This is a genomic window from Silvimonas sp. JCM 19000 (assembly GCF_054652575.1).
In genome coordinates this window covers 271837-284549 of the sequence record NZ_BAAIHC010000003.1, presented here as the reverse complement: position 1 = coordinate 284549, position 12713 = coordinate 271837, and the positions used below count along the sequence as shown (strand labels likewise).

The following is a 12713-nucleotide window of genomic DNA, read 5'->3' as shown; positions in this document are numbered from 1 at the left end:
TTTCGTCCGCGCAAATTTTTCTTTAGCCATGATATTTCCTTCTCGAGAACTTGAAATATGCCAGCGAATTATGGAGCTGATGGTGGGAATTGAACCCACGACCTCTCCCTTACCAAGGGAGTGCTCTACCCCTGAGCTACATCAGCGCATCTGGAGCGGGTGAAGGGAATCGAACCCTCGTCGTAAGCTTGGAAGGCTTCTGCTCTACCATTGAGCTACACCCGCTTGGAGCCGTACAACGACTATTCAATTTACTTCTGATCACGCTGCACTTACTGGCCAGCGGAGAAGATTACTCTTCACGACCGCGTATTTGGTGGAGGGAGAAGGATTCGAACCTTCGAAGGCGGAGCCGTCAGATTTACAGTCTGATCCCTTTGGCCACTCGGGAATCCCTCCTGAACGAGAACGGCATTATGGCGAACGGCTTCTTTTGTGTCAAACCTTTTTATCCCCGCACCCCATAAAAAATAACAAGAGACTGATTTGTCGGCATATTTTCCTGGAAGATTTCTTTATACCCGCGTTGATACAGCTAATTCAGGTGCGATTATCAATCTTCGAATCGCCGATATAGCACGCCAAGCCCGCCACTTTCGGCTTCTACCTATCCAATTGGACCCTGCCCACCCGATTCCGCTTGCTCGATATCCCCGCCCACGACGCGCTCGCGCGCGTTATATATATGCAAGACGAACAAATCGTCGCTCGAACATTAATTTCAATTTTTTTTCGAGAGAGTGTTGACACCCAAATCGGCATAGTGTTTAATTCGGTCCTCTCGAAGGCCAGTTAGCTCAGTTGGTAGAGCAGCGGATTGAAAATCCGCGTGTCCGTGGTTCGATTCCGCGACTGGCCACCAGAATTAAAAACATTAAAGCCGATCAGCATCTGTTGATCGGCTTTTTTGTTTTTCTACTGCTGTTTTTCATCCCCGCTTTACCCGTCTGCATTTATCCCGCTTTAACTCGCCATAGCTTCTCTTTGTTTGCGCCTTATCGCCGCGTTTGCCTCTTGTCACCGATATACGCGCGGCATTGCCATGCTGCCAGGCCGCAACCCGCGTAGCCGCTTACGCCGTGCTGTAACCCCGTTACCAAATTCGACACAAGCAAGATTTCAATGATTGCCAGAATTGACCGCTATATCGTTTAATTCTGATACGTCGGAAATGTTTACAAACATTCCGTAAGGCTTTCACGCGAATTTGTAGAGCCGCGTACCTATCCAGTAATCAGGGGAGCAACATGATCAATTTGTCCGGCGCGAAAGCACTCCGCGCCTCTGGCCTGGCGCTGACCACGGCCGCAATGCTGGTGTTAGCCGGCTGCGGTGGCGGCTCCGATGGCAGCACACTTTTTAATGGTGGCGGTACTACAACCACGACGCCAACGCCGACTGCTACGCCCATCGTAGCGACCAGCCTGATCGTTAACACGGACAAGACCAGCCTCAAAACCGGTTCTACTGATGTGGCGACCCTGACTGTAACCGCGCTGGACGCAAACAATGCCGTACTGCCAGGTGCAACGATCATTGCATCCGCTTCCAGCGGCATCCTGAGCAGCAGCGCAATTGTCACGGGTACCGACGGCAAGGCGACATTTACATTTAACCCGGGCTCGGATCGCAATAACCGTACCCAGGGGATTACGTTTACTAATGGCACTTCGACCGCGAGCACCGCGATCGTAATCAGTGGCACCAAGATCACGCCCACGGCTGTAAACGGCCTGGTGCTGGCCTCGGGCGCGAGCGAAGAAGTGGACGCTACCGTGGTAGATGGCACCGGCGCGGCTATTTCGGGCGCGACTGTGAGCTTCTCGACGACGGGTGCGGGTTCTGTTGGACTGAGCGCCACCTCGGCAGTGACCGATGCTTCGGGTATTGCCCGGATCACCGTGACTGGCGCGGGTGCAGGTGCGGCCAATGTCAGCATGTCTGCATTGAGCGCAACATCGGCGTTGACGTTGACGATCGGCGATACCTCGTCGTTCTCGTTCACCTCTCCGGCCACCAGCCAGAGCGCGTTGCTGACCAGCACGCCGCTCACGGTGACGGTGAAGGCGCCGAACTCCACGGCAGTGCAGTTCGTGACCACGACAGGCCACTTCATCGTGAATGGCAGCTCGGTTGCATTTACTCAAGCAACCGTAAACAGCAGCCACCTTGCCTCGGTCGTGTTCCAGTCTGATGCGGGCGGCGTAGCCACCATCACTGCGTACGACGCGTCCAATCCGAGTACCACGGCTAGCGTAACGGTTGCAGTCAGCGCGCCGGTCTCGCAAACCAACAAGGTCGTCATCCAGGCCCTGCCGGCGGTATTGGCACCCACGACCGGCAGCCAGGCGAATACGTCCACCCTGACGGCCATGGTCACCGATATCAACGGCCAAGGCATTGCAGGCGTGCCGGTTGCCTTCACCATGACGGGTCAGCCCAATGGTGGCGAAGCGATTTCGCCGCAAGTGGTGATCACCAGCAGTTCACCGCTGGGCCAGGCGACCGCGACCTTTACTTCGGGTTCGCTGCCAACCACCCAAGGTGTGCCTATTGCGATCACTGCGACCGCTTTGCTGCCGGATGGCACGCAAAAGACCAGCGTGACGCCCGCCAATATCGTGATCGGTGGTACCGCCGGTTCGGTTTCGATTGGTCAGTCCAGCCAGATTGGCCAGAACACGGACCAGACGGCATACCAGTTGCCGATGTCGGTGATTGTTGCTGACTCGAACGGTAACCCGGTTGCCAACACCAAGGTTTCGCTGTCGGTGTGGCCGATCGCTTATTCCATCGGAGCTGCGTGTGGCCCACCGGACATGACGTTTGCGAACGAAGATATCAACGAAAACCTGACCGCAGATGCTGGCGAAATTGGCTACCTGCAGCGCCTGGATGACGTTTCGTTCACACAACTGGGCCTGCTGAGCGTGTATCCGTACCACCCGGCATCGTCCACCACGACGGAATACCTGCCGTCTTCGGTGACCTCGGTGACCGCGGGTCGCTCCTCGCTGCTGCCGTCCAACTCGGCTGCAGGTACGCTGCCTGCAACGGTAACGACCGATGCCAACGGTGTGGCAAACTTTACCTACACCTATCTGAAGTCGAACGCGATCTGGATTGTCTCGCGCATCCGCGCTACCACGCTGGTACAAGGTACGCAGACCTCGGCGCAATCGGTGTTCCGTCTTGGTGTACTGGAAGATGACGTGACCACTTGCCATCTGCCGCCGTCGCCGTTCAACGCCGATGTTCAAGTCACCTCGACCAAGATCAACTGATCAGGGCTGACGCCTAAGCAGTAAACAAAAGCGCCGCAGCAATGCGGCGTTTTTTTTGTCCTCGCTTGGCAGCGGGCAGCGGTCACTCTTCTTCCGGCCGCCAGCCCCAGACCTTCAAATCAATCCGGCCGCCCTCCCCGAACTCCACGCCATCCGCCTGCAGCAGCATCCGTTGCAGATCATCATTGCCATCCAGCCCGCGTGCGCTGACGCGCCCGGTGCTGTTGATAACCCGGAACCACGGCACGTCGCGGTCGGTGTTGCCTAGTGCCCGGCCGACCAGGCGGGAATGGCGGGGATAGCCGGCCAGCGCGGCCACCTGGCCATAGGTGGCCACTGTTTGCGGCGGGATGCGGGCAACGACGTTGATGATGGCGACAGAAATCACGCTGGAAGGCGTTTTGTTGGGCGTGCGCATAGGCATGGGGTCAGCAGCGTCAGAAAGCGCTCAGCATAGCAATGCGCCGCTTTCCGCCAAAGCCCCTTGCGCCCGCCCCTGCCACTTGGGTCCGCGTGCACCCTGCCCTAACGGCGGCGCATAAAAAAGGGCAGCCGCAGCTGCCCTTTTTTCATCCCGCAACGCACCAGACGCAACGCCTGATGCCTGGCGCGCCCTTACTTGCGCTCCACCTGCGACACATCGCGCACCGCACCCGTATCGGCGCTAGTCGTCATTGCGGCATAAGCGCGCAGTGCTGCGCTCACATAGCGCTCGCGATCCGTTGGCTTCCACGCCGCAGCGCCGCGGCCTTCCATGCGTTCCCGGCGCGCGGCCAGTTCTTCGTCATGGATCACCAGGTGGATGGTGCGATTCGGGATATCGATCTCGATGGTGTCGCCTTCTTCCACCAGGCCAATTGCGCCGCCTTCTGCCGCTTCCGGCGAGCAATGCCCAATCGACAAGCCCGAGGTGCCGCCCGAGAAGCGGCCATCCGTCAGCAGCGCGCACTGCTTACCCAGACCCTTGGATTTGAGGTAGGACGTCGGGTACAGCATTTCCTGCATGCCCGGGCCGCCCTTCGGGCCTTCGTAGGTGATGATGACGATATCGCCCGCCACGATCTGGTCGTCCAGAATGCCCGCTACTGCATCGTCCTGGCTCTGGAAGATCCGCGCGCGACCGGTAAAGCGCAGATTGGAATCATCGACGCCCGCCGTTTTAACGATACAACCACGCTCAGCGATATTGCCGTACAGCACGGCCAAACCGCCGTCCTGGCTGTAGGCGTGCTCTTTGCTGCGGATACAGCCGTCGGCGCGATCCAGATCCAGCGTCGGGTAGCGCATCGATTGCGAGAACGCGATGGTGGTAGCCACGCCACCGGGGGCGGCGCGATAGAAGTGATGCGCCACGCTATCTTCGGGCTGACGTTTGATATCCCACTTGTCCAGCGCGTCTTTCATGGTCGGCGCGTGCACGGTGTGGGCGTTGCCATGGATCAGGCCGGCGCGGTCGAGTTCGCCAAGGATGGCCATCACGCCACCGGCGCGATGCACGTCTTCCATATGATATTTCTGCGTTGCCGGGGCGACCTTGGCCAGGCACGGCACGCGACGGCTCACCTTGTCGATATGCGACATCTTGAAGTCGACGCCCGCTTCATTGGCCGCGGCCAGCAAATGCAGCACGGTATTGGTCGAGCCGCCCATGGCCACATCCAGGCTCATGGCGTTTTCAAACGCTTCAAACGTGGCGATATTGCGCGGCAGCACGCTGCTGTCTTCTTGCTCGTAATAGCGACGCGCCAATTCAACAATGGTGCGGCCCGCTTGCAAGAACAGTTGTTTGCGATCGGCGTGGGTGGCCAGCATCGAGCCATTGCCCGGCAGCGACAAACCCAGCGCTTCGGTCAGGCAGTTCATCGAATTGGCGGTAAACATGCCGGAGCAAGAACCACAGGTGGGGCAAGCCGAACGTTCCATCGATGCCACTTCGGCGTCGCTGACGTTGGGGTTGGCCGCTTCGATCATGGCGTCGATCAGATCAACGTGGCGTTCTTCGCCGCGCCATTGCACCTTGCCCGCTTCCATCGGGCCGCCCGAGACAAAGATCACCGGGATATTCAGGCGCATGGCAGCCATCAACATGCCCGGGGTGATCTTGTCGCAGTTGGAGATGCACACCAGCGCGTCGGCGCAGTGGGCGTTCACCATGTATTCCACCGAGTCGGCGATCAGATCGCGGCTGGGCAGGCTGTACAGCATGCCGCTGTGGCCCATGGCGATGCCGTCGTCTACGGCGATGGTGTTGAATTCTTTGGCGATGCCGCCGGCCTTCTCGATCTCGCGCGCCACCATCTGACCCAGGTTGTGCAAGTGCACGTGGCCCGGCACAAACTGGGTAAACGAGTTGGCAATCGCGATGATCGGCTTGCCGAAATCATCGTCTTTCATACCGGTCGCGCGCCACAGTGCGCGGGCGCCGGCCATGTTGCGGCCGTGGGTCGAAGTGCGGGAACGATAGGCTGGCATAAAACGGGTCCTTGAAACCGGATAGCAATGTCGTCGCGCAACAGGCGACGAAACAGGCAGTTTACGAGTAAACGGATCGAGTTTCGAGTAACACCATGGCCGGGATGTGGGTGGCGATTACGCGAAGATTAAACAGGCTTGTGGCGCGTTTGGCGGGAAAGGCGTTGCTGTATAATGCCCGATTTTATCCAGAAGCCGCCCCACATGCTAATTCACCCGCATTTCAACCCTATCGCCGTCCAGATCGGCAAGGTGGCGATCCATTGGTATGGGTTGATGTACCTGATTGGTTTTCTGCTGTTTCTGGCGCTCGGCCGCATGCGCATCAAGCGTGGCCGTCCGGCGGGTTGGCAGCTCAGCGAGCTGGATGATCTGTTGTTCTACGGCGTGCTGGGGGTCATTCTCGGCGGCCGTCTGGGCTACGTTTTCTTTTACAAGCCTGATTTTTACCTGGGCCACCCGCTCGATATCGTCAAGGTGTGGGAAGGCGGCATGTCGTTCCACGGTGGTTTTATCGGCGTGCTGGTAGCCGTGTGGGCGTTTGCGCATAAAACCAGGCGTCGCTTTTTTGAAGTCAGCGACTTTATTGCCCCGCTGGTGCCGTTGGGCTTGCTGTTTGGCCGGCTCGGCAACTTTATCAACGGCGAATTGTGGGGCCGTGTAACCGATCTGTCGCTGCCGTGGGCCATGGGTTTTCCCAGCGCCGCCACTGCCGATGCAACGGCCGCCATGCGTAATCCGCAATGGGCGCGCTGGCTGGCCGATTACGGCATGCTGCCGCGCCATCCTTCGCAGTTGTATGAAATGCTGCTCGAAGGCGTGCTGCTGTTTCTGGTGCTGTTTATCTATTCCAGCAAGCCGCGCAAGGTGGGTCAGGTTTCGGCGCTGTTCATGCTGGGCTATGGCCTCAGCCGTTTCTGCGTTGAGTTCACGCGCGAGCCGGATGATTTCCTCGGTTTGCTCAAGCTTGGCCTGTCGATGGGACAATGGCTGTCGGTGCCGATGATTATCCTGGGCATCCATTTGTTCTGGATTTCGTCGCGCAAGCCGCGCTGATGGACCCCGCCTCGCCTGCCCAAAACGCCGCCCGCCTGCGGCGTTTTTTTATGGCCCACGCCCTGGCAGTTGGCCCAGCCACCTTGCAGGATGCGCTCGCCGTGCCCACGTAACCGCAATACGGCTCACAAACAGGAACCTCGCTGCATGGATGCAAGCACGCTCTGGTGGCTGCTGGCTTTGGTTTTAATGGGTGTCGGTCTGGTCGGCACGGTGTTTCCACTGTTGCCAGGCACGCCGTTTTTGTTCTTTGGCATGCTGGTCGGTGCGTGGGCGGATGGCTTTAGTCATGTGGGCTACCTCACGCTGGCCGTCCTGTTTGCGCTGGTTTTGTTGTCGGCGTTACTGGACTGGATGGCCGGTGCGCTGGGTGCCCAACGCGTGGGCGCGAGCAAGCAAGCAGTGAGCGGCGCGGTGATCGGCTCATTCGCTGGCATGTTTGCCGGTGTGCCTGGACTGGTGCTGGGGCCCTTTATTGGCGCGGTGCTGGGCGAACTGTATGCCCGGCGCGATGTGTTGCAGGCGGGCAAGGTGGGTGTCGCGACGTGGCTGGGCTTGCTGTTCGGGGCAGTCGCCAAGGTGGCGATTGCGCTGGTGATGTTGGGTATTTTTGTTTCTGTCTATTTACTGACGTAATCCATATAGATGCTGCACTGTTTCGATTCAGCACTATATTGGTTTCATCGCAAGGAGTAACGCACCATCATGGCCAGCAAGCCGATTCCAACCGTAGAAGATCTGATACAGCCGCAAGACCTGCAGCTTCGCTTGCACCGCCACGAAGACGATCGCCGCCAGGCTGCACCGGTGGCGGGGCCGTGGTTGACCGAAGAAGGCATCGTCATGGCCGAGCGCCGTTCCGGTGGCGAACGTCGGCATGCGTGGACCACACTGCAAGATCTGGGCGACCCCGTGCCGCCCAGCGATGAACATCATTAAGCGGGCAGCCCGCGTCAGAACCACTTCCTGAACTTGAAATAGCCCGCCAGACTGAGCGCAATCATCGCCATCAGCCCCACGCAATAAAAATAGCCATAGCGCCAATGCAGCTCCGGGATGTGCTCGAAGTTCATCCCGTAGATGCCGGCAATCAGCGTCAGCGGCATAAAGATGGTGGTAATCACCGTCAGCACGCGCATTTGCTGGTTCATACGGTGGCCCTGCAGCGATAGATAGGTGTCCTGCAAGCTGCCGACCAGGTCGCGTAATGCCTCGGTGCTTTCGATCAATTGCACGGTGTGGTCATACACGTCGCGCAAATACAGCTGGGTTTCACTGCGAAAGAAATCGGGCTCGTCGCGCTGCAGCGTGTTCACCATCTCACGCAGCGGCCACAGGCCGCGCTTTACGGCGAGCAAGGCGCGGCGCAGGGTCTGCACGTCGGTCAGGCATTTGGGGCGGGCATCCATTTCCAGATCGTCCTCGATCTCTTCCATGCGCTCGCCCAGCGATTCCAGCACGGCAAAATAGCGGTCGACCAGCTTGTCCATCAGCGAATAGACCAGATAATCGGCACCCAGCCGACGTAATTGCGACTGCTCATTCTGCAAATTGTCGCGTATCCCTTTGAAGGTGCCGGAAGCCTCTTCCTGAAACGTCAGCACAAAGCCACGCCCCAGCACGATGCTGATCTGCTCGCTCTGGATGACTGCCTCTGCATCCACCCGCACCAGGCGCGCGGTGATAAACAGATAGCCGGAATAGATTTCGACTTTGGAACGCTGCTGCGTATTGAAAATATCTTCCATCACCAGCGGATGCAGGCTGAAATGGTGGCCGATAGCCTGCAGCAACTCAGCATTGGCCAGGCCATGCACATTGACCCACAGCGTGCGGTCTGGCGTGACTTCGGGCAGTTCCGGGTGCGAATCGGTGAATATCGTTTGCTTGAGATCACCTGCCTGCGGCCCGAATTCGATCAGCGATGCATCAGTGTCGCGGATGTCCTCTTTGCCTACATACAGAATGGTGCCCGGCTGCGCGCCGGCTTTGGTGGCGGCCAGGTGATGTTTTATGCGGGATGTTCGCTGATGATCAGATCGTGCCCGGCGTTTTGCCATGCCTTGCTTTCCTCGGTAAGTGCGTGACGCGTCAGCGCATGCGCGGCCAGCCAGCCGCGGGGTAATGAGAATACATAACGCTTGTGCTCCAGCCGCAGCCGACAGCCTGGTTCCGCTTGTTCCAGGCGCGCCCGATGCATGATGCAGGCCAGGCGCAACGCCAGTGCCGCGCGCCAGACCGGGTCGGTTGTATTCTTGCCCAGCTTTTCCGGCTTGCCGCGTTGCGCCAGCGCCAGTTGGGCAATCTGGTTCTGTTCGCGGCTGGAAAAGCCGGGCATATCGGCATATTGCAAAATATAGGCCGAATGCTTGTGAAAGCTGGCGTGGGCAATCGAGCGTCCGGTCTCATGCAGCAAGCCGGCGTAATGCACGTCGCGGATTAATGCGGCATCCAGCCCGATCTGCGTGGCCAGCGTGCGCGCCAACGCCGCCACGCGCTGTGCCTGGGCCACATCAACGTGATAACGCTTCTGGAAAGTCTGCACCGTGTGATCGCGGATATCGTGCTCGCCGCGGCGCCCCAGCAAGTCATACAGCACGCCATCGCGTAATGCGCCCTGCGTAATCTGCATATGCTGGATGCCCAGCAGATCAAACACCGCCTGCATGATGGCAAAGCCGCCGGCCAGCACCGGGCGTCTGTCCTCGCGCAGGCCGTTGAGTTTGACCTTATCAACGTGCCCAGCCTGCAACAGGATCTGCCTTACCCGCGCCAGCCCGGATTTGCTGATGCCAACGGCCGACAAACCGTTCTGCTCCATCACATCCGCCAGCGAGCGCGCGGTGCCGGAGGTGCCGATGGCGGTCTGCCAGGCGCCGGCGTTAAATTCGCCCACCAAGGGCTGGATATATTCACCGGCCGCGATTTCGGCGGCGGCCAGTCGATCGGGCGTAATGGTGCCATCGGCAAAAAACCGCCGGCTCCACGACACACAGCCCATCACCGTGCTTTCGGTCACCAGCGGCGTGTGCTGGCGCCCGACGATAAATTCAGTTGAGCCGCCACCAATATCCACCACCAGGCGTTTGTCACGCGAGGCCGGCAGGCTGTGCGAGGCTCCGATATAGATCAGCCGCGCTTCTTCGCGCCCGGCGATCACTTCAATCGGAAAGCCCAGCGCCGCTTCGGCCTGCGCCAGAAACTCAGCACCATTGCGCGCCACGCGGAAGGCATTGGTGGCCACCGCGCGCACCTGCTGCGGCGGCAGGCCACGCAAACGCTCGCCAAAACGCGACAGCGCCTCGGCCGCCTGCTGGCGTGCGCTGTCGCTCAGATTGTTGTGTTCATCCAGGCCCGCGCCCAGACGTATGGTTTCCTTGAGCGTTTCGATGGGCACCAGCGTCTGGTCGAGCAAGCGGCAAATCTGCAGCCGAAAGCTATTGGAGCCCAGGTCTACAGCGGCGATCAGGGTATCGGAGGGGTCGGCGGACATGCAGTTTCTCAAGCGCGGCAGGCGCCGCATTGGGGCCACCTTAGCGAAGGCCGCCCTGGCTGACAATATTTGTCATGCCGGATTGCGCAGGCTGATGCGCAGACAAAACAAAAGCGGCCCGCAGGCCGCTTGAGTGATCACCGCCACGCCCATTACGCTTCGCTGGGCGGTGCCATTACCAGACGCTCGACTTCGTCGGCCGTCTTGTGGCGCACATCCTGGCCTTTGACCAGGAACACCACTTGTTCCGCCACATTCACCGCCAGATCGGCAATTCGTTCGATGGCTTTGGCAATCCACAGGATGTCCATGGTCAGCGAAATGGTGCGTGGGTCTTCCATCATCAAGGTGATCAGTTGGCGTTGCAGCGCGCGATATTCGTCGTCAATACGGCGATCGTCGCGGATTACCTCGGTGGCCTGCACGGCATCGAGGCGGGCAAAGGCATCCAGGGTGCGCGACAGCATATCGAGCGCTTCTTCGGCCACGTGGTTCAGTTCATTAAAGCGCGGCACTTGCAGGCGGCCGGCTTCATAAATGTTCTTGGTGCGTTGGCAAATGCGGGCCGCTTTGTCGCCGATACGCTCCAGATCTTCTACCGACTTGATCACGGTCATCACCATGCGCAAATCGCCAGCAGCCGGTTGGCGGCGCGCGATCATGTGGATACACATATCGTCGAGCTGCAGATGCATCGCGTTAACGCGGATTTCCTGCTCCAGCACCTTGTTGACGGTGACCAGATCGCCCGTGGCCAGCGCTTCCATGGCCAGACGCACTTGTTCTTCCACCAACCCGGCCATGCCCAGCACGTTGGAGCGGATCGCTTCCAGTTCAGAGTCGAATTGTTTGGAAATATGTTCAGCCATGCGTTGCGTCTCCAGCGACGGACCAATGATCATCAAGCCGTGCAAAATAGCACGCTGTCATTAAAGATTTGTTTCAAGTCTGGCCAACCGGTGCAGCTTTTGCGCTGATTGGCCCCAAGCTTGTGTTTTTTACTTATAGGTCTTTACGCCAGACGCCGTGCCCAGCAGCAACACATCGGCCCGACGACGCGCAAACAGGCCGTTGGTGACCACGCCCACAATCTGGTTCAGCTCGGCTTCAAACTTTGCCGGCTCGGTAATCTGCAAGCCATGCACGTCCAGAATGATGTTGCCGTTGTCCGTCACCACGCCTTCGCGATAAGCCGGATGGCCGCCCAGTTTGACGATCTCGCGCGACACATACGAGCGCGCCATCGGGATCACCTCCACCGGCAGCGGAAACTTGCCCAGCACGCTCACATATTTGGATTCATCGGCGATGCAGATAAATTGTTCCGCCACGGCCGACACAATCTTCTCGCGCGTCAGCGCTGCGCCACCGCCTTTGATCATCTGCAGCTGATGATTGATTTCGTCAGCGCCATCCACATACACCGGCAGCTTGTCGACGCTGTTCAAATCAAACACGGCAATGCCATGGCCGCGCAGGCGTTGCACGCTGGCTTCGGACGAAGCAACGGCGCCTTCGATGCGACCTTTGATCTCGGCCAGCGCATCAATAAAATAATTGGCGGTGCTGCCCGTGCCGACGCCAACAATGCAATTGTCCGGCACATATTCGATGGCCGCGCGTGCGACGGCTTCTTTCAGTTCGTTTTGAGTCATGAGGTTTCCTCTGGTCTGAACCGGGCGCGGCCTGAGCAGCCACGCGAACGGCGTAATTGTACCAGCCAGCCTGCCCCGCGCGCTTTTGCGTCAGGACAAGGTATGGAGATATTCGCGGATGCCGGACAACAACATTTCGACGGCGATAGCAGTCAGGATCAAACCCATCAAACGTTCAAAGGCCTGGGTTAGTTGTTCGCCCAGCCATTTGCTGATGCGCTCGGCAAACGCCATCGCCAGCCCGCACACCAGCATGGTCAGGGCCAGCGCCGCGATCCATTCAAAAATGCGTTCGGGTTCATGCGACACCAGCAGCAAAACCGTGGCCAATGCCGACGGACCCGCCAGCAGCGGCACCGCCAGCGGCACGATAAACGGTTCGCTGGTGCCATCGTGATCACCGAATACGCCCTGTGCATGCGGAAACACCATACGCAAGGCAATCAAGAACAGGATGACGCCGCCAGCGATGCCCAGCGAGGTTTCGCTCAGATGCATGACTTGCAAAAACGCCCGGCCGAACACCATAAACGCCAGCAGAATGCCAAAGGCCACCAGCGTTTCGCGGATGATAACCAGCCGGCGGCGGTGGGCCGGTACGTTCTTTAATAGCGAAACAAATAGCGGGATGCCGCCAAACGGGTCGGTCACCAGCAACAGCAGCACAAAGGCCGAAAGAAAGGTATGCGTCATGGCCGCCATTCAAGCACAACGCGCCCTTGCTGCCCAATTGCCGCTAGCCCGAATGTGCTT

Annotated in this window: 11 protein-coding genes and 4 tRNA genes; 5 read left to right on the top strand and 10 right to left on the bottom strand. The window is 59.0% G+C overall.

The genetic code is table 11. The annotated features are described in order from the left end of the window. Positions 1 to 71: 71 nt before the first annotated feature. The 3 genes from ACYQ1A_RS05070 to ACYQ1A_RS05060 form a co-directional block, all read right to left on the bottom strand. Positions 72 to 146 (bottom strand) — tRNA-Thr (locus ACYQ1A_RS05070). Between the two features lie 5 nt (positions 147 to 151). Further along, positions 152 to 225: transfer RNA gene (locus ACYQ1A_RS05065), tRNA-Gly, on the bottom strand. 89 nt (positions 226 to 314) lie between these two features. Then, positions 315 to 399: transfer RNA gene (locus ACYQ1A_RS05060), tRNA-Tyr, on the bottom strand. Positions 400 to 786: 387 nt separating this feature from the next. On the opposite strand from ACYQ1A_RS05060, the gene ACYQ1A_RS05055 reads away from it, so the two are divergent. Continuing rightward, a tRNA-Phe gene (locus ACYQ1A_RS05055) sits at positions 787 to 862 on the top strand. A gap of 385 nt (positions 863 to 1247) precedes the next feature. Then, entirely contained in the window at positions 1248 to 3284 is a 2037-nt protein-coding gene (locus ACYQ1A_RS05050) for a beta strand repeat-containing protein (RefSeq protein ID WP_499360731.1), read from the top strand. Between the two features lie 82 nt (positions 3285 to 3366). On the opposite strand, the gene ACYQ1A_RS05045 is transcribed toward ACYQ1A_RS05050, so the two are convergent. Both ACYQ1A_RS05045 and ilvD read right to left on the bottom strand, forming a co-directional pair. After that, complete coding sequence (locus ACYQ1A_RS05045; protein ID WP_499360729.1) at positions 3367 to 3708, bottom strand: MGMT family protein; 342 nt, start codon at positions 3706 to 3708, stop codon at positions 3367 to 3369. Positions 3709 to 3899: 191 nt separating this feature from the next. Next, positions 3900 to 5756, bottom strand: a complete 1857-nt coding sequence (gene ilvD / locus ACYQ1A_RS05040) for a dihydroxy-acid dehydratase (protein ID WP_499360726.1) — start codon at positions 5754 to 5756, stop codon at positions 3900 to 3902. A 204-nt stretch (positions 5757 to 5960) separates the two neighbouring features. Here ilvD and lgt point away from each other — a divergent pair, with 204 nt between their 5' ends. The 3 genes from lgt to ACYQ1A_RS05025 all read left to right on the top strand — a co-directional run bounded on the left by lgt (position 5961) and on the right by ACYQ1A_RS05025 (position 7751). Further along, a complete protein-coding gene (gene lgt, locus ACYQ1A_RS05035; protein WP_499360724.1) occupies positions 5961 to 6812 on the top strand; it encodes a prolipoprotein diacylglyceryl transferase in 852 nt (283 codons plus the stop codon). A 147-nt stretch (positions 6813 to 6959) separates the two neighbouring features. Further along, positions 6960 to 7448, top strand: a complete 489-nt coding sequence (locus ACYQ1A_RS05030) for a DUF456 domain-containing protein (protein ID WP_499360723.1) — start codon at positions 6960 to 6962, stop codon at positions 7446 to 7448. A 69-nt stretch (positions 7449 to 7517) separates the two neighbouring features. Beyond that, positions 7518 to 7751, top strand: coding sequence for a hypothetical protein (locus tag ACYQ1A_RS05025; RefSeq protein ID WP_499360721.1), 234 nt, complete (start codon positions 7518 to 7520; stop codon positions 7749 to 7751). Between the two features lie 14 nt (positions 7752 to 7765). On the opposite strand, the gene corA is transcribed toward ACYQ1A_RS05025, so the two are convergent. The 5 genes from corA to ACYQ1A_RS05000 form a co-directional block, all read right to left on the bottom strand. Further along, positions 7766 to 8872: a magnesium/cobalt transporter CorA gene (gene corA, locus ACYQ1A_RS05020; protein WP_499360720.1), complete on the bottom strand. Its 1107-nt coding sequence runs from the start codon at positions 8870 to 8872 to the stop codon at positions 7766 to 7768. Continuing rightward, positions 8824 to 10305 carry an exopolyphosphatase gene (gene ppx / locus ACYQ1A_RS05015; protein ID WP_499360718.1) on the bottom strand — a complete coding sequence of 494 codons (1482 nt, stop codon included), beginning with the start codon at positions 10303 to 10305 and terminating at the stop codon, positions 8824 to 8826. Before ppx ends, corA begins: the two co-directional genes overlap by 49 nt. 152 nt (positions 10306 to 10457) lie before the next feature. Continuing rightward, positions 10458 to 11174, bottom strand: coding sequence for a phosphate signaling complex protein PhoU (gene phoU, locus ACYQ1A_RS05010; RefSeq protein ID WP_062222537.1), 717 nt, complete (start codon positions 11172 to 11174; stop codon positions 10458 to 10460). 129 nt (positions 11175 to 11303) lie between these two features. Then, positions 11304 to 11960 (bottom strand): ribose-5-phosphate isomerase RpiA, encoded by a 657-nt coding sequence (rpiA, locus tag ACYQ1A_RS05005; protein ID WP_062222531.1) that lies wholly within the window; start codon positions 11958 to 11960, stop codon positions 11304 to 11306. Positions 11961 to 12050: 90 nt separating this feature from the next. Further along, on the bottom strand, positions 12051 to 12653 hold the full coding sequence (locus ACYQ1A_RS05000; RefSeq protein WP_062222539.1) for a MarC family protein: 603 nt from the start codon (positions 12651 to 12653) through the stop codon (positions 12051 to 12053). Between the last annotated feature and the right edge of the window lie 60 nt (positions 12654 to 12713).